Origin of the sequence: Pseudoalteromonas sp. NZS71, from assembly GCF_015864715.1 — a bacterium.
Lineage (GTDB): Bacteria > Pseudomonadota > Gammaproteobacteria > Enterobacterales > Alteromonadaceae > Pseudoalteromonas > Pseudoalteromonas arctica.
Window position 1 is genome coordinate 33,949 of sequence record NZ_JADYWS010000015.1, and the last position, 15,801, is coordinate 49,749.

At 37.4% G+C, this 15,801-nt stretch carries 21 protein-coding genes; 7 read left to right on the forward strand and 14 right to left on the reverse strand.

Translation table 11 applies throughout. The annotated features are described in order from the left end of the window. The first annotated feature begins 147 nt into the window (after positions 1-147). From I6E85_RS11325 to I6E85_RS11355, 7 genes are all read left to right on the forward strand, one after another. Positions 148-492, forward strand: coding sequence for a hypothetical protein (locus I6E85_RS11325; protein ID WP_024591234.1), 345 nt, complete (start codon positions 148-150; stop codon positions 490-492). 155 nt (positions 493-647) lie between these two features. Then, the gene (traL, locus tag I6E85_RS11330; protein ID WP_024595919.1) at positions 648-947 is read left to right on the forward strand and encodes a type IV conjugative transfer system protein TraL; all 300 of its coding nucleotides are present in this window, start codon (positions 648-650) and stop codon (positions 945-947) included. An 11-nt stretch (positions 948-958) separates the two neighbouring features. After that, a complete protein-coding gene (locus tag I6E85_RS11335) occupies positions 959-1,609 on the forward strand; it encodes a TraE/TraK family type IV conjugative transfer system protein (RefSeq protein WP_024591236.1) in 651 nt (216 codons plus the stop codon). A gap of 9 nt (positions 1,610-1,618) precedes the next feature. After that, complete coding sequence (locus tag I6E85_RS11340) at positions 1,619-2,686, forward strand: type-F conjugative transfer system secretin TraK (RefSeq protein WP_024591237.1); 1,068 nt, start codon at positions 1,619-1,621, stop codon at positions 2,684-2,686. Positions 2,687-2,805: 119 nt separating this feature from the next. Continuing rightward, positions 2,806-4,041 (forward strand): TraB/VirB10 family protein, encoded by a 1,236-nt coding sequence (locus tag I6E85_RS11345; RefSeq protein WP_196812474.1) that lies wholly within the window; start codon positions 2,806-2,808, stop codon positions 4,039-4,041. Then, complete coding sequence (locus I6E85_RS11350; protein WP_024591239.1) at positions 4,041-4,481, forward strand: hypothetical protein; 441 nt, start codon at positions 4,041-4,043, stop codon at positions 4,479-4,481. Before I6E85_RS11345 ends, I6E85_RS11350 begins: the two co-directional genes overlap by 1 nt. A gap of 478 nt (positions 4,482-4,959) precedes the next feature. Next, on the forward strand, positions 4,960-5,934 hold the full coding sequence (locus I6E85_RS11355; RefSeq protein ID WP_024591240.1) for a hypothetical protein: 975 nt from the start codon (positions 4,960-4,962) through the stop codon (positions 5,932-5,934). 221 nt (positions 5,935-6,155) lie between these two features. On the opposite strand, the gene I6E85_RS11360 is transcribed toward I6E85_RS11355, so the two are convergent. The 14 genes from I6E85_RS11360 to I6E85_RS11420 form a co-directional block, all read right to left on the reverse strand. Next, positions 6,156-6,416, reverse strand: a complete 261-nt coding sequence (locus tag I6E85_RS11360) for a hypothetical protein (protein ID WP_197236970.1) — start codon at positions 6,414-6,416, stop codon at positions 6,156-6,158. Positions 6,417-6,425: 9 nt separating this feature from the next. Further along, the gene (locus I6E85_RS21160) at positions 6,426-6,557 is read right to left on the reverse strand and encodes a hypothetical protein (protein WP_259398326.1); all 132 of its coding nucleotides are present in this window, start codon (positions 6,555-6,557) and stop codon (positions 6,426-6,428) included. A gap of 329 nt (positions 6,558-6,886) precedes the next feature. Beyond that, positions 6,887-7,318 (reverse strand): hypothetical protein, encoded by a 432-nt coding sequence (locus tag I6E85_RS11365; RefSeq protein ID WP_024591242.1) that lies wholly within the window; start codon positions 7,316-7,318, stop codon positions 6,887-6,889. Positions 7,319-7,461: 143 nt separating this feature from the next. Continuing rightward, complete coding sequence (locus I6E85_RS11370; protein WP_024591243.1) at positions 7,462-8,910, reverse strand: hypothetical protein; 1,449 nt, start codon at positions 8,908-8,910, stop codon at positions 7,462-7,464. Between the two features lie 433 nt (positions 8,911-9,343). After that, entirely contained in the window at positions 9,344-9,874 is a 531-nt protein-coding gene (locus tag I6E85_RS11375) for a single-stranded DNA-binding protein (protein WP_024591244.1), read from the reverse strand. Between the two features lie 77 nt (positions 9,875-9,951). Next, entirely contained in the window at positions 9,952-10,248 is a 297-nt protein-coding gene (locus I6E85_RS11380; protein ID WP_139016103.1) for a hypothetical protein, read from the reverse strand. A 97-nt stretch (positions 10,249-10,345) separates the two neighbouring features. Then, positions 10,346-11,143 (reverse strand): hypothetical protein, encoded by a 798-nt coding sequence (locus I6E85_RS11385; RefSeq protein WP_024608182.1) that lies wholly within the window; start codon positions 11,141-11,143, stop codon positions 10,346-10,348. Between the two features lie 11 nt (positions 11,144-11,154). Then, a complete protein-coding gene (locus I6E85_RS11390) occupies positions 11,155-11,586 on the reverse strand; it encodes a hypothetical protein (protein WP_024591247.1) in 432 nt (143 codons plus the stop codon). A gap of 111 nt (positions 11,587-11,697) precedes the next feature. Then, positions 11,698-11,874: a hypothetical protein gene (locus I6E85_RS11395; RefSeq protein WP_155945835.1), complete on the reverse strand. Its 177-nt coding sequence runs from the start codon at positions 11,872-11,874 to the stop codon at positions 11,698-11,700. 23 nt (positions 11,875-11,897) lie between these two features. After that, on the reverse strand, positions 11,898-12,689 hold the full coding sequence (locus I6E85_RS11400) for a PRTRC system ThiF family protein (RefSeq protein WP_024591248.1): 792 nt from the start codon (positions 12,687-12,689) through the stop codon (positions 11,898-11,900). A gap of 1 nt (position 12,690) precedes the next feature. Next, positions 12,691-13,437, reverse strand: coding sequence for a PRTRC system protein B (locus I6E85_RS11405; protein ID WP_024591249.1), 747 nt, complete (start codon positions 13,435-13,437; stop codon positions 12,691-12,693). Between the two features lie 77 nt (positions 13,438-13,514). Beyond that, a complete protein-coding gene (locus I6E85_RS11410; protein WP_024591250.1) occupies positions 13,515-14,861 on the reverse strand; it encodes a hypothetical protein in 1,347 nt (448 codons plus the stop codon). Between the two features lie 127 nt (positions 14,862-14,988). Next, complete coding sequence (locus I6E85_RS11415; protein ID WP_024591251.1) at positions 14,989-15,198, reverse strand: hypothetical protein; 210 nt, start codon at positions 15,196-15,198, stop codon at positions 14,989-14,991. 23 nt (positions 15,199-15,221) lie between these two features. After that, the gene (locus I6E85_RS11420; protein ID WP_024591252.1) at positions 15,222-15,764 is read right to left on the reverse strand and encodes a hypothetical protein; all 543 of its coding nucleotides are present in this window, start codon (positions 15,762-15,764) and stop codon (positions 15,222-15,224) included. Positions 15,765-15,801: the final 37 nt, after the last annotated feature.

Here is a 15,801-nt window from a genome sequence, read left to right on the forward strand (position 1 = left end):
TGAGAAGGACTAGGAACACATTAATGTGCTCCTTTAAAATTAGCATAGCTTAGAGGGGCCATTTTAGTACGCTCTAAAATTTTAAAATGAATGAATTACAGTGAATAATCACTTTGAATTAAAACAACTCATTAATCGGAGATAACCATGAGTATAGCAATTGCAAACATCGACAACATGAATAACGTTGAGACATCTAAAAAAACTAAATACCTTCTATTAGCACTAGCTATAGTATGTGTAGTGTTTTCATCACTAGCACTTGCTGCAGGTAGTGGTACCGAATGGAACTCGATATATACAACGTTTGATGGTTGGATAAAAGGTATTCCGGGTAAGACTATTTCGCTATTAGCATTTGGTTACTCTGTTTATAACATCACTCAACAAAACTACACTATGGCTGCTGGTGCATTCCTTGGTGCAGTATTAATGGTAAATGCTGGTTCAGTATTAGATTTAATCTTTACCGCTGGTATCCCAGGCCTTTAATAACACACTTAGTTTCCCTCCTAGAAAAAAGGCTCATTTTGAGCCTTTTTTTTTGATCTAAATAATTAGAGGTATCAAATACACCCTCTCTAATTTTATGCATTCGTCTGTTAACGGTAAATAATAGCGAATAGATTTTAATGAAGGACAAACAAATGTCAGATAATCCTTTTCAATACAGAATGCCAAAACGCATTAATGAGCCACTTACTCTCATATTATGGCCAATGCATTATGTGCTTATGCCCATCATGTGTTTTGGATTTGGCATATTGATCAACAAACCAATGGAACTACTTACTTTTGGTTTAATTTGGTTTTTTACACTGAAATACACCGAAGAACGTTACTCAAGAGGTTTTATCCTTCACTTCCTATGGTGGCATGGCGCTTTGCCATTTTTGAAAAAAAGTAAATATATACCTGACCCATATAGTCGTGAATATTTTCAATAGGAACTCATTAGATGAAAAGAAGTGAAAGCAAAGTTTTAAAATCCGTTAGCGAGATTCAAACAAATCAAACTAAAGATACAATAATTAAATACGGTCTACTTGCCATTGCAGGGGTATTAGCTTGCGCATTGGCTTTTAAAGATACAGAAGTAATCGCCACCCCTCCTAATTTCACACAGCCTTTAGTCGTTGCGGGTAATGTGGCTAATAAAGAATATAAATTACGATGGGCAGTTGCGGCAGCGTCGATAGCAGGGAATTTATCGAAGGACAATGCTGATTTTGTATTGAATCAACTGGATAGCATGCTTTCACCTTACTTACGGCAGCAAATATTACCCTCTCTAAAAAAAGAGGTTCAGATTTTAATAGCAAGAGATGCAGAGCAAACCTTTGTTATCAAAGACGCTATTTATGACCCTGTAAAGGACTTGGTTTGGATCTGGGGTGACAGAACTATCAAACTAAAAGCCACTGCCAATAATATCAATTTACCTCAAAGATGGACGTATGAGTTCAGAATTAAACCTTTCTCTGAACGCGCTGCTATTACACACTTTAACTCATACAAAGGTCTGCCAAAGAACCGTGATGTTGAATATCTGGTTGAAGAAAACCCAATGTTAACTGCTGAGCTTAAAAAAGTCATAAGTGACGATTAAGGAATGAAAATGAAATTAATAAATAAAATAACAGCATCTATCTGTTTATCACTGAGCTTAATGCCGGCAGTCTATGCACAAGATGAAGGGTTAGACATACCAATACAAACAAACTTTGGTAGAAAACCAATGAATGCAACACCGGCGGGTCAACCAGCTTATAACGGGGCCGCTGAGTTGCGCGCTGCAACTAATAGCTTTGTACCTAACGAAACTAATAGATCAGCGTCAAACACTCCTGTAAGTAAGAGTAGTAATGAACCTGATTTCTTACAAAAAGTGAAACAAAGCTTTAAACCCGAACAATCTTACAACCTAAAGCCGGGAAGAAACATAGTAATTCCAGTCGGGCAGGGATTTAGTAATGCCATACGAACTAACTTTAGAAGTTTATCTGTAAAAACAAGTGCTAACTCAGAGCAAGCTTTACTTGAGGTTGAGGACGGCCACTTGTATGTGACGTTGAGAACAATGCAACCAATTAGTTTATTACTATCTGAAGACGGTGTTATTGAATCTGAAATCTCCATCGTATTAGTACCAATGGCTTCACCACCAGCCATGGTAGATATTGATATAGATATGCCAGCTGAGATGACGTTAAAAGCGCTGAATCATTTTAACGAAATGGAAAAACAGAAAAAAATTGATAAAGCGACTCTTGAAGCGCAAAACGCACCGGTACTGCGTTCATCAAGTTATCAAAAAAGTATTGTTTCTATCTTGAAACCGATAGCGCAAGGTAAGACCCCATCTGGATACTCAATAACGAACGATATACCAAATTATCTTAAGCATCCGTGTCGTATAGCTATATATCATGAAGCGGGTCAACGATTAAGTGGAAGCCAGGACTTTATTGATGTAGTTCTTGTGCACAATGATAGCGATCGTGTTTACCAAGTACGTGAAGAAATGTGTCTAAACGATGGGGTTACATCGGTTGCGCTATATCCAAAGTCTTACTTACAACCAGGGGAAGAAACAGAGATTTATATTATTCGTAAACTGAAAAAGGCAAGCGCGGAGTCATATGGTCAGACTAGACCACGCTTAACAATGGGGGCAGGTGAATGATTCAGGAAAAGCTAAAAACCTATATTGAAGACAACCCATGGTTACGCAAGGGCATTCTAGGAATCATATTTCTGGTTATTCTTTGGTTTGTTGGGGGTTCACTTTTTACAGATGACACTATGAGTGAACAGCAGGTTGAAAGTCAGTCTGTAACATCAATTTTGGGCCTATCTGACACATTGGGTACAATGGACCAACAAGAAGCAGAAGGTATTGTTGATGAAATGAAAGTTCGTTTAGCCGATAAAGAGCGCGAAATGGAGGCTAAATACAATAAAGACGCTGAAAACCTTGAACAATTGAAACTTTCAATGCAGCAAATGCAAAATGAGATGTTTGAGCTAAAAAGGAAGAGCGCTACGAACACAAAACCAATTGATATAAGCACTAAGTTGCCTAGCAAACAGTTTCAAGTACAAGGTGAGCCAGTCAGTTACCAAGCAGATCAGCAAAACCAAAATGTACTATATAGGCCACAAACTGAGATAATAACGCAATCACCCCAAATTAAAGGCAACGTTATTAGAACAATTACTCAACGCAGTATACGTGAAGTGCAGCGCTCTGGTGAAGTAACCATTAGTGATATTAAAGTTCAGCGTTTAACGAATGACAATCAAAATGTAGACGATAGTCGTGAAGGGCAAATTGCTAAAAATAATGACGAAAGAAACCCATCAGCAAAAGGTGATAAAGGGGAATTTACATTAGCAATGGGCTCAATATTATCGGGCACGTTAATAAATGGTGTTGCGGCGCCAACAAAAGTAGGTTCACAAGATACACCTATCCCTATTTTACTTCGTGTAAAACGAGAAGCGATTATGCCTAACTTTTTCTCACTGGATATACGTGAGTGCATGGTCCTTGGTGCAGGTATTGGTAACCTAGCAAGCGAACGCGTTGAAATCCGTGCAGAAGCAATTTCATGTATTACCAATGATGGCCAAGCCATTGAAAAATCATTAACGGCTTATGCTGTGTCTAGTTCAGATGGTTTAACAGGTATACGTGGTACGGTAATCGAGCGAAGTGGTAAAGCAATAGGCAACTCTATAAAAGCAGGCTTTTTATCAGGTTTTGCAAGTGCTGCTGCGCCGCAGCAAGTACCTTCGATTAATACTGAGCTTTCTGCATCAACCGTATGGCAAAGCCAAAACCTGAACCAGTACGCTGGAGCAGGAATAATGGAAGGTGCAAGTAGCGCCATGGAACGTGTAGCTTCATATTACTTAGCAATTGCTGAGGCTATGTGGCCTGTTATAGAGATTCCAGCAGGTATTGAAGTAGATTTCTTAGTTCAGAAGGGAATGACCTTACAATTGAACCAAGATGATATTAAGGACCAAAAATAATGGCCGGTTATTTAACAAAACTAATTTTAGCCACCAGCCTTGCTATTTTATTGTTGGTAAGCGTTAAAACTTACCAACAGACAAAGCAAATAGCACAGCTGCAGCAACAAGTAAGTAAAAAATCATCTCAAGTGATCGCATTAAATGGTAAGCGATTAATTGATAAGTTTATGCGTGATGGAAACACACAAGCGGAGTCAATGGAGGCATTCGCGCTATTAATTAAAATGATGGAGGATGAGGGAGTATTAATTATTGATAGTAATCAAACAATAACTGCGCCAACAGACAAGCAATTTAAAGACCTGCGCGTAAGCGATATAAACGCGATGGCTAAAGATAAAGGTATAAATATAGTTAAGTTTCGAGATGAAATAATCGAGCAGGCAAAGAAGGAAACGGACAGAATGATAAAGGAGTTAGAAGCGCTTCAAAGGTAGATTTAAAAAGGCCAAATACCCAACGGAGAGTAGTGTTGGATACTCGGCCTAACCCTTGAGAGACATAATACGTATTTCGAGTTTTTAGGCTACTGATTAGAAAAGGGTACAAATAAGCATAAAAAAGTGATCATCATTTGTGAATTATCTTGATCTAACTATTTAAGCGAAGTATCCTTTGATCGAAATTCGATAAATAATTGAATAATTAACATATAGATAAGGCTAAGCACAACGAAAAACTAACAATAAAGTAACATTGCTAAGCAATAGAAAAACAAAAACCGACATAAAGTCGGTTCTAGGAAGGTTTTATATTTATGTAATGTTGTAAGCAACCAGCGCCAACTGGTAAGTCCCACGTAACTTAGGACAAGCTTATAACTACATAAAAATAAGGTCAAGGGCTTTTTTGGCTAAAATTTAAGTTATAAGTGTTTTTTATGAAAACTACTCTATCTGATCGTAGCATCAGACCATGAGCGACACTGTAATAACAGGTCGCTCTGTGCATAGGCATTTGACTCCGCATTTCGATTTTAAAGCTAAAAATCCAATTGCTAAGCTGCTTATTGCTCGTATTGAAATGCATGATTTCAAACTTAATACGTTCTTAAACAAAGCGCGATACGCTGGTGGCATGCTAAATCTTGGTTTCAGTACCATCGCACTAGCGGCGCGAACTAACCGTATGCGAATAGAAAGAGAGCAAACCCTTCGCGAAACGATGAAGGCGTTAGTTTACTGTGCCTCATACAAACCCTATTCTAACTCCCTGTTTGAAATTAAAATGTCCATTAAAGCTTTGGCCAAAATGGTTAATCAACTTCACATATCAGAGCCAACAGCCAAATACCGCCATGGTCGTGAAAACTACAACCCTGTAATTAATGCATTAAAGGATTTAGCAGCTGCAGGGCTGGTCATGTTACAACAGAATTACAGCGTTAAACTAAAGCGCTATCAAAGTATGCGTATCTTCATCACCCCAGAGTTATTTGCATCACTTGGTATCAATAAAAAAACAGTTAAGAAGCTAATACACTCACAAAATAAGCACGATATTAAAAATGGATTTGATGTAAATAAATCAAATAGAATGGAGCATTTACGCGCGCAAAGTAATGCGGCCATACAAGAACACGACAGCCATAGCTTAAAAACATTTAAGGCTCGTCTTAAAAATGAATTCAATGTTCCTGACGATATACGCGAGATGAAAGAAAAGGTAACGTCGCTAATTAAAAAGAAACAAAAGGAAGTTGGGAGCGAACAAAAACCAGGGGCAAATCCACAACAGGTGTTTAACCGGTTAGTTGTACAATTTAATGTGCCTGCGTTTAAAATTTATGAATTAGAGGAAAACATAAAGCAAGAACATCCCTATATTGAGAAAGCCTCCCCCCCTTACTACGAGCTGTTAATAACACTACTTAAAGAAAGTCACCAATAATTCACTAGATGAAAGCACACGGCTACCCAGCCATCAATGATCTATCAAAAAACACCTAATTTCAGACGAAACCAACCCATAAATACGAGTTTAATTATTTCTTAATGATACTAAAGTTGAGTGCTATTATTTTTAGAACAATTAATTGGGGTATTTTTTAACACACATACTTAAATAAATTTATTAGAGCTGGCTTTTAAGCCCAGCATCTAATTTAACTATTAAAATTCTTCACTATCATTTATAGACATCACTACTAGATTATTTGGATCTGAATAATAATCTGGAGGTAAAGTGCCATCAAACTCTAACAAAAAATCGTCATCGTCATCGTCATCGTCAGAATTAACACTCTTATTTTGATTGGGTAACAGCACACCAACCTCACGCATTTGCTCATCAGTAGCGGTATCAGAAAACATTGATGAGCTAGTAGTAATCAAGAAAAACACACCCATTAAAATTACGACGAAAATAATCATAGAGCTCTCCTAGTGAACTGTTGGTTTAGTAAAGCGTTCAGACTTTGCTTTAATTGATTTGATTAATTCTTGGCTAGATCCTTTAGTTAAACCAAGTTGCTTTTGTGCCTCAAGTAAACGTTTGTTGAAAAGTGATTCCATTGTCTTAAATGCCTGTCGTGAGTTGATGAAATAATAGTATCAATATTCGATATTTGAGCTACTGATTGGAAAACAGTTACTGAAAGGGTTTCTGATAAGTATTCGGTTACCTATAGCCGAAATACTATTTGGTTCACTGATCTATGTTGACAAGCTTATTGAGTTATAAATTAGAATAGAGCGTAATCTTGGTTTTGAAACTGCCGGAAAAGAATACCAGGCAAGAACATACACATTAATGTACTGATATTAGTCAATGAAAGCAGAGTATCGAGATAGGCAAAAAAAATGCGCTGAACAGCGCATTTGATTACATTTAATGGTAGATGTTAGCTATTAAACTCTAACTTACGCTTCAGCGCGTTTAGGCCTCTTAAAGCATTAAAGGTAATTGCTTTGCCTATCGGCAGTGAAAAAGACATTAATGGTAAACTTAATTCATTGTTTTTATTTAAGTAGTGCAGCTTAGCACCCAATAGGTAACTAAAAACGATGTATATATCTTGATGATAAGCATCTGTCCTAGAACAATATATTACCCGGTGAAAGATAGAGCTTTTATTATCAACTGGATGGTGTGCATCACGGACATTAAAAACATTAACTGGTTCGCCACAGCACTCACATGAAGTAGGTCTAGCTATTTGTACCTGAACACCATTAGAACATGCAAAACCTATATTAGCGCTTCTATTACTTTGGAACGATTCTTTGATTGGTTGAGCTATTAAGCTCTCAACTTTACTCTGTACTTTTTCCATTCTAATTCTCTTGTAATAATTGCTGGTAACTCGTTGTTGCAGAATAATTTTAATTTAATAATCAGGAAGTGAATGTGTGATTCGCTTCCTCAATTGTAAAACAACGATACTGGCTGAAAGTGTATAATAGCGTGCACTGAAATTTAGTCGTCATAATCAAGGGCTCGTGACATAACAAAACCAGCAGTGCCATCATGCACCACCTGCGCCCAACCCCAATCATCCAAACCAATTAAAGCAACCTCATCACCAGCATCTAAACTTCCGATAACATTGCTTTGTGGGTGTGCATTCTCTCTAAAGTTAACAGGTCGATTAATAACTGCAACGACCTTTTGAATATTTCGATCCATTGGCTGAGCTTTAACCTCTTCATCAATTTCAATGTTACTCTGTAACTCTAAAGCATCATTTTCACTGGTTTCAGTTTCACTCTGTGACTTTATATCAATCAAGTCAGTTTCAATTGCAACAGGGGCAGGAATGGCCATTGGTCGAATATCTTCATTGACTCGCGCAGCATTTAATAAAGATTGCTCTGCAAAGCCATAAACACTTAGTTCATCTTCAACAACAAAAACACTGCCGTTTTGAAGTTCATCTACAACATTGAAACGAGCACCGCTTTTAACTAGGACTGGAGGAAGGTCGTTTTCCTGCGCGATTGATGCTACATAAATATCTTTTTCGGTCGTTATTACTTTTTTTGAATCAAGTATCAAGTTTTTGTAAGGTAACGCTCCATCTACATCATTTGAAATAGCCTGTGTTAGTAGTGGCCACGCCTTGCTGTACGACTTGTAATAATTGATGTAATACTTTGCCAGGGTGAACGATGCGTTATTGTCGCCCTCTGAATGTAACTTATTCAGAATTGATTCTATGAAAGGGTGATCTGCACTGATGAATGTTCCTCTGTCATAGAGTGATACTAAATCAGTCATTGCGTCTGTATTACCATGTTTGGCAGCGACTTTAAGCCACAAAATAGCAGGAGAGGCATCATTCAACGGTTGTTCTGTATCAAGTTTTAATAACTCTGAGGCATAGATGTATTGCGCGGTATCATTTCCCGCTTGAGCGGCTGCGATAAGCGCTTTTTCAGCTTGTTTTGTTTTCCCTTCACGCTTTTCTAAAATGTATAGATTTAGGTAGCCAAGTGCATCCCCTTTTTCACCCGCTTGAGAATACAAATTTCGAGCTTCAATCAAGTCATTTTGCTGTTCTTTAATATAGGCCATGTTAACTAACGACTTTACATACCCATTATTAGCCGCATCTTGGTAAGCGATATAGGCTTTCTCTAAGTCTACCTGACCGAGAACACCTTTTTCATACAACACGCCCACCATGAATTGTGCTTTTGGATTACCTGATCTAGCTGCGCGTAGTATTAATTCCGACCCTTTTTCGGTTAAATCACCTGCGACATTCACTTGCTTTGTTAGCATTAACTGGCCAAGTAAAAGTTGGGCTGAAGTATCACCCACATTGGCTTTTTGCTGTAGGTCTATGATTTCGTTTTGCTCAATACTCAGTGCGCTAAATGAGATTGCAGCCAGTAGGCTCGTGTAAATTAACTTCTTTAACATTATTTATTCCGCTTATGAGATGTATAAGCGTATTAAAACGTTTTTAATCTAGGAAGTTAAAAAATAGAGATGCCTAAAAAGGGGTGTGTAAATTTAAATGTTTGATATTTGATTTAGAATAAATGGGGAAATGGCGCACCAGTGGAGAGTAACCAATTCAAAACTGGCGCGACACCAAAACTAAAAGTTTTTTCTGCTCAAACCCTTAGAGCAGATCTTCATTTTACACAACATTCCTTTTAATTCAATGTGTAAAATGAGTATTTCAACACAAGAACAAGGGAAATTATTCTCTTTATAAATAACCCTTGTTCGCCAATATATTATTGGGGGGTAAACTAGTAAGGGAAAGATTCAGGGCTAAATTCGGGTCGCCGGTAGGTATTAGATATAAGAATGAAAAAAGAGTGCTCAGTGGCACTCTTTGATGGTTTTACTCAAAATCTGAGTCAGGTGCAAAGCCTTCAGCATGCATTGCCTGATATTGATTGCTAGGTCTTGGGGCGCTCTTGTGTGGTTCTTGCTGCTGAACTCCCGCGCTTTTCTGTTGATATTCGTTATGAGTAGTGGGTGCAGGTTTATTATCTTGGTGTTGATCGTCAAGTTCGTTTGCATTGTTATCGGTATAAGCATGGTCTTTCTTTTTACCATCTAAAAACTTGATAGTGTGGCCTTTAATATTTTTATGATAAATTTTACCTTTCACTGAATTATTCTCAATAGAAGTGCTTTGCTCACCGAGTACAAACACCAAACTCCCTTTTTTAAGGTATGTATTTATATTTTCTGCCACTGTACCTGTGAAAAAAACATCATGGCTTTCAGTTTTTTTCTTATTCTCACCATCGCTTTTGTAATATGTATTTGTACCGATACGAATATTAACGATAGCTGTACCTTGCGTTGTATAACGAAGAATCGGGTCTTGGAATAAATTACCTAGAACTAGCGTTTGATTGAACATAATAAAAATCTCTATAAAGTTTGTTGGTGTATTTGGTTATTAAAGCATCATTTACATTTCTGGCTACTAAGCTAGATTTACCCTCTGGCCTTTTTATAATTCTGGAATGAGGCTGATTTCATTTCTGCATTCAATAGACAGCGTTCTGCTATGAAATAAAGGCTAATAAGCAATAATGCATATTTAACGCTCTCTTTAAATACAGCAAAAACATACTGAGTTTCGTTGATAGCGACATTAGCATCTGTTTCAATATGAACTGGGGGGAGGATAGATAACCAAATAAACATAATTGACGCTGTTAAGATGATCGTAAAGCAGGTTGCAGCAATAAAAAATCTTAAAAATCTATATATGTAATTTAAAATACTCATTCGTTTCTCTCTCGAAGTACAAAATAATTAAACTTAGTTTTACCTTTATTGAGGGAAAGTGAAAAAAATAGAGAGGGTCAAAACACCCTCTGTAAATTTATCCCACCAACTCAAAACGAGTTTGACTTAGCTCAGAGAAATCATAATAGGTTGAGTAGTTACCTTCTGGCTTTGTTGTGCCCTCGATAGAGGCTTTCGTAATAAGCGCATCATCATGCAAGTAAATACCCTGTAGGCCATTTACTTTAGCGGTCGTAATATTTGAAACATCATGAGCAAAGAGATCTGCAGGATGGCCATTAAGCATGTAATCACGCCCTCGAAGTAATACATGATTTATTAAACCTTCCGCAATGGGGCTATGTGTTATATAGCTAGTTGTATGCCTAAGCTTTAAATAAGAGCCTATAAAGTAATAGAGTGAAGGTACATTGTAGTTGTCTCTTGCCTCATACCCACTTGTGCTAATACTGATTGAAGAACTCACACTCAACCCAAAGTCAGCACCAAAGAACTGAGTCGCTTTTTCTAAAAATGTTTCATCTTTGCGTACTGAAAAAGAAGATAATTGCTTTGTTACTGGGTCTGGACACATTGAATCAGCGAGTGTATTGATAGCTGCCGATGCTTGAGTGATTATGCTGATAATGTAATCTTTATCACTTAACGATACCGCTTTTCTAAATTCACTGCGTTCACTTACGCTTTTGGCCACTACCTTTAATTCTGCCAGCGTATTTAATGACTCGCGTTCCACCAGCTCACTCACGAAAGGGAATTGCTCAAAGCGATGGTTATTGTTCAAGAGCAACTTTATAAAGTCTCTATGCAGTAAGATATTAGACAATTGCAGGAGTGATATTTTCATTTCTTTTGGTGTTTTAATGGCAAGCATGGGGTAACTCTCTATTGATAGCTGGTGGTTGAAATGTCGCTTACAAAAGCCATGAACGAATTACTTTTGTATTCACAACCCTCAAAAGTGACTGCACTAGGAAGTTTGCCTAAAACATGAAAATAGCTACGCGCTTTACGCCTAATGTGGCAAATTGCATTTTTAGGTATAGGGTCGCTTATATCGCCTTCACGTAAATTAGCTTTAATGCGTAGAAAATTAATTTGAAGTTTCTGTTCAACCGATTTAGCTTTTGTATAAAGCACGTTTAGTTCAGGGTACATTTTCAACAGGGCGGTACTGTGACGATGTTCTAGCGGTATGCGGCTCTTAGCATGTAATCGAACTTTCATGCTTGTACGCTTTGCGTCAGCGACTTCATTGTGTAAGTCTGGAATAGTTTTAATACGAGCAAGGCGCTCTTGGTAAGTATCTATTTTCATAATGACAAACCTAACTAGATTGAATATGAGTTAAGTTTGCCAGAATAAGAAAATCACGCTACTGATTGGGAATGGGCTAAATTAAGATGCAGAACTTTTACAGAAATGGGTTTAAAAATTACTGAGTGAAAATGATTCTAAATAAATCTCTTGTGTACCAAACTTTGAAACCGCCTCTTTTGCAGCCAGTTCCAGAGCATAACCAACACATTCCCCTTTAGTATTAATTGTTTTACGAATATCTTTGCCACTTTGTTTACAGAGGAAAATAAAACTATAACTTTTCATTGTGTGCTCCCTTCATCACCAAATTAAGTGCGCTTATCGGTGAGGCCAAACATTGTCCAGATTTCAGGGTCGATTGGCAAGGCATTAACAGTAAAAGATTTTAAATCAACTAAAGCGCCATGCGCTGTAATTTCACCTTCACGGACTAACTGCCAAAAGAGCTGCGTCATTTGTAATGCTATTGCATTATTTATACCGAGCGTTTGTGATCTCATTGCTTCAACATGCGAACAACTTTCGGTTGCAATATACTCCTGTGTTTTTAGCTGCTCCCCATACAAGTCAAAAACAGAAGGTAAGCGATGGTATGGTAGGTCTTTTCTCTGTTCATACGTACCAAGCACTACTTGCCCATCAGCTCTGCTATTCCCACCATCAATCCATAAAACTTCGCTGTGTAGCCGCTTTTCTAAATACTCACCCACGGTAACACGCGCAATTGGATTATCAACACATGTAAAAACTACACAGTTATTGGGAATATACTTGTTTATATTATCGGGCGTAATACGTTCAACTACGTACTTCCACGTTAAGTTACCAAACGTATTAAAGCGTTCAATCAGTGTCTTTGCTTTAGAAAAACCGAGATCAAAATGGTAGAACGACTGTCTCCCTAAATTAGTGGGACTAACTACATCATCGTCAATTAACGTTACGTCTAGGCCAGCACTACCTAACTCCATTAATGTGTAATTAATTTTGAAAATTTGACTTATTAACTCAGAGCCAGTACCACCAGCACCAATGATTACAACTTTAGTTTTTTTGTTTTGAAATTCATTATCCGTTAGCCATTGCGGTGATTTATACATCTTATGCTCCTTGAGTTAATTTTTTAAAAGATACGGTAGACAATACAAGTTCACTCGCTTTAGGTTCGCGGTTTTCCTTTTCAAATTTCTTCCAAAAAGCAACATGCCTTGTTGTCGTCACCTCTCTTTTACTCTTAAAGGTTTTAGTGTTATTTACGTGGCTAAAATTGGTATCAAATAGCGCTGATTCACACGCAGTACGTATTTGCTTGCTATCTGATTGAACGTTATCAGGCAATGTCGCAGAGCCTAAGCAGAGCGAGCCATTAATACCTACATTCATCAATGGGGCGTTGTAGAGCTTTGTTTCAGGGGTTGGGCGAGATTTTGATTTACAGCTAAACACTCTTAAATTTCGGGCATTGCGATTTAGGGAAAAAACAAAAGATGGTGTGTGAACTTTCACTGAGAATTTATTTTCACTAGCAACAAACCAAAGTGTTCTTTTATGAGCGGGTACATACCAGATTAATTGATTGTCACTTGAATACAAAATGTCTGTATCTATCCAGTTACTTTCGCTTTCTATAGGTTCGTCTTTTAAGCTGGCGAGTGCTTTTACTGCTTGAGCAATGTCGATGAATTTACCATCTTTGATTTTATTATTCGCATCAATGTCATGGTAAGTAAGATAGGTAGATGACTCATACTGATTAACAACTATGGCACAATGGCCTTTCATGCCACCAATTTCTTCGATATTGGTGATTTGCTTTATATAATCATCAGAACTCTTTTGTGCAAACATTCTATTCGCTCCTACATTTAATATAGGTTCATAATAAAATATTTGAAAATTCAGGCTACCGAACGGGAATACCCAAACTAAAAATTAAATTGCTTTGCTCGATCACTAAGGAAAGATAAAAAGTTCATGCAATACGAGTTAATCAACGTGTTTTTTACGGTCGTTATATTGCTGTCTGTCAGTGACATTTTATAGCTTAATGTTAGCTCGTCTACTTCATAAGCATGATTGTAAACATCGTCAATCACACCGTAGGCAGCTTCATTATCGCTAGTAACGTAATCAGTTAAAACGAAGGTTCTTAGTCCAACATGATCTTCATTAGCAATTTCTAAGTAACCGTTGTCAGTTGCTTTACTGGCAACATCATAAATTGCTGTCAGTATTTTGGCAGAACTAGCCCTTTTGTTGTTAAGCTTTGAAAACATATCAGGGTCTTGAAACCTTGATGCTAAATAGCTAAAGCTGGCGATTCTAGTAAGCATTTGATGGAAAAAAGTCACCAGAGACTCCAATTCACAGTCTATGTTTATACGGCTGTTAGCAAGTTCATCTACATAACCTTCATCACACGCCATCAATCGCTCTGCATCCAAGTCATTAAAGTTCATTAAAAGTAACTCAGATATTTCAAGATCATATTCGTTTTGAATACGTGCCAGTAAAGGTAACGCTAACTTAACCCACGCAGCTTGGTCTTGTAATTCGTCTAAATCCAACTTGCTCGATAGCAGTTTATTAACTTGTGCGATTATTTTGGTGTCCGTGATTGGTTCACAACTTTCCATGTGGTTGTAATAAGATGCATTATGACCTTGATCGAATAAGTTACCCTTGCATAATAATGATACTAAGGCACTGGCGGCTTTAGAGTTAGCGCGAAAACTATCAATGTTAACAATCAAACACCCTTCAATATTAGGTGTCTCAAATACAAGTTCAGAATTGTTGTAAGAAAAGTCAAAATCAGGGCTAAATTGAGCGTCAAATTCCTCAATTAGCTCACTTGGCACACCACCAGCAATCAAGTCTTTTTTAGCAGCGTGTATATGCGGCATAAGCTGTTCAATAAGCTTAACGGGGACGTTAGCAAGTAAGTTACGAACAAGACTAATTGACTCTTTTGCTTCATCAATCGTTGTCGGACGTAGATTAGGAAGTTGATTTGAGTGAATCAAATTAAAATTAATAGCACTAATAATAGTATCTGAATAATGTTCCATAAAGTCAGATACTTGGCTTAAATAGTAACTATCATTTAACGAATTAAAGTAATTAGAGTTTTCATAAACAAGTGTTTCACCAGTAAGGCTAACTAATGGGTTAGTTACATTAATGGCGGTGCAAACATTCTTAATACGTTTATTGGCGCGTGTATCTTTTTTAATTTTTGTTTCAAAACCACAACCTTCGATGAATCGCATGTTTTGTATTCCTTCTTAAATTTAATGCTTGCACTTGGCTTACTAGCTTTTGATTTTACTGAGTTATCACTGTGTTCGGTTTTGTTAAGCTCAATCAAATAATCTAAATTTGATTGAGCTTGCGGTGTTACCCGTTCGTTTTGCATGGCGGTAACTCCACTTCGTATAGAATTGAGCCATCAGATTGCGGTATCCCATCTACTTCGAGAATATGTGTGAAGCGAAACATAGGGAAGTTAACCATTAATTGCTCAACATTTTTTTGTAGAGAACCATTTGGTAAAGGTGCATCAATCTCACGCGCACCCACTTTGAAAATTCTTTTGTGTTTATTCATTTTTTATTCCTTACTTATTAAAATTAAATGCTGTCAATATCATCGAAACCATTAAATAAATCGTGTTCAACTGCTGGTGGTTCTTGAACTACAACAGGTGCTTGTGCTGATTCATTTTTAACTGCTGTAGTAGCTGGTGCTTTAGTAGTTGGAGTGGTTGCAGTATTAGGCTTTATCTTTTCTTTAGGGGCTACGGCAGGGGCTTTGTTGGCTTCAACGGCTTTCGTTGCGCTATTTAAGGCATCTATAAAGCTTGAGTTATTCATATTTGAATTTGCTTGCTCTAATGGAGTGCCAGCACTATGCAAAAAGTCATTTAATTGCGTTTCTATGCTTTCAGGTGTGCCTGTCATAACCCAAGGGGTCGATAGGGCTGCACGAAGGTTAAAATGGCTCTCAGCGTTAGCCCTACCATCTTCTAATATGTCAGATTTACCAGACTTGCTTAATGCTGCTAACTTAGGAGTAAAAACGATAGCAAGCTCAGTGTCGTTTTTTGAAGTAACGTTAATTGCTACTCCCGCTAATGTCGCGCTATCAATGATTTTTTTAAGAGTGTTTAACATGGTTATCTCGTTTAGTTAGTATCTATGTTTTAAGTGT

What these genes read in the sequence shown, in the direction of transcription:
- I6E85_RS11325 (WP_024591234.1), top strand. Translation starts at nt 148, where the DNA reads ATGAGTATAGCAATTGCAAACATCGACAACATGAATAACGTTGAGACA.
- traL (WP_024595919.1), top strand. Translation starts at nt 648, where the DNA reads ATGTCAGATAATCCTTTTCAATACAGAATGCCAAAACGCATTAATGAG.
- I6E85_RS11335 (WP_024591236.1), top strand. Translation starts at nt 959, where the DNA reads ATGAAAAGAAGTGAAAGCAAAGTTTTAAAATCCGTTAGCGAGATTCAA.
- I6E85_RS11340 (WP_024591237.1), top strand. Translation starts at nt 1,619, where the DNA reads ATGAAATTAATAAATAAAATAACAGCATCTATCTGTTTATCACTGAGC.
- I6E85_RS11345 (WP_196812474.1), top strand. Translation starts at nt 2,806, where the DNA reads ATGAGTGAACAGCAGGTTGAAAGTCAGTCTGTAACATCAATTTTGGGC.
- I6E85_RS11350 (WP_024591239.1), top strand. Translation starts at nt 4,041, where the DNA reads ATGGCCGGTTATTTAACAAAACTAATTTTAGCCACCAGCCTTGCTATT.
- I6E85_RS11355 (WP_024591240.1), top strand. Translation starts at nt 4,960, where the DNA reads ATGAGCGACACTGTAATAACAGGTCGCTCTGTGCATAGGCATTTGACT.
- I6E85_RS11360 (WP_197236970.1), bottom strand. Translation starts at nt 6,416, where the DNA reads ATGATTATTTTCGTCGTAATTTTAATGGGTGTGTTTTTCTTGATTACT.
- I6E85_RS21160 (WP_259398326.1), bottom strand. Translation starts at nt 6,557, where the DNA reads ATGGAATCACTTTTCAACAAACGTTTACTTGAGGCACAAAAGCAACTT.
- I6E85_RS11365 (WP_024591242.1), bottom strand. Translation starts at nt 7,318, where the DNA reads ATGGAAAAAGTACAGAGTAAAGTTGAGAGCTTAATAGCTCAACCAATC.
- I6E85_RS11370 (WP_024591243.1), bottom strand. Translation starts at nt 8,910, where the DNA reads ATGTTAAAGAAGTTAATTTACACGAGCCTACTGGCTGCAATCTCATTT.
- I6E85_RS11375 (WP_024591244.1), bottom strand. Translation starts at nt 9,874, where the DNA reads ATGTTCAATCAAACGCTAGTTCTAGGTAATTTATTCCAAGACCCGATT.
- I6E85_RS11380 (WP_139016103.1), bottom strand. Translation starts at nt 10,248, where the DNA reads ATGAGTATTTTAAATTACATATATAGATTTTTAAGATTTTTTATTGCT.
- I6E85_RS11385 (WP_024608182.1), bottom strand. Translation starts at nt 11,143, where the DNA reads ATGCTTGCCATTAAAACACCAAAAGAAATGAAAATATCACTCCTGCAA.
- I6E85_RS11390 (WP_024591247.1), bottom strand. Translation starts at nt 11,586, where the DNA reads ATGAAAATAGATACTTACCAAGAGCGCCTTGCTCGTATTAAAACTATT.
- I6E85_RS11395 (WP_155945835.1), bottom strand. Translation starts at nt 11,874, where the DNA reads ATGAAAAGTTATAGTTTTATTTTCCTCTGTAAACAAAGTGGCAAAGAT.
- I6E85_RS11400 (WP_024591248.1), bottom strand. Translation starts at nt 12,689, where the DNA reads ATGTATAAATCACCGCAATGGCTAACGGATAATGAATTTCAAAACAAA.
- I6E85_RS11405 (WP_024591249.1), bottom strand. Translation starts at nt 13,437, where the DNA reads ATGTTTGCACAAAAGAGTTCTGATGATTATATAAAGCAAATCACCAAT.
- I6E85_RS11410 (WP_024591250.1), bottom strand. Translation starts at nt 14,861, where the DNA reads ATGCGATTCATCGAAGGTTGTGGTTTTGAAACAAAAATTAAAAAAGAT.
- I6E85_RS11415 (WP_024591251.1), bottom strand. Translation starts at nt 15,198, where the DNA reads ATGAATAAACACAAAAGAATTTTCAAAGTGGGTGCGCGTGAGATTGAT.
- I6E85_RS11420 (WP_024591252.1), bottom strand. Translation starts at nt 15,764, where the DNA reads ATGTTAAACACTCTTAAAAAAATCATTGATAGCGCGACATTAGCGGGA.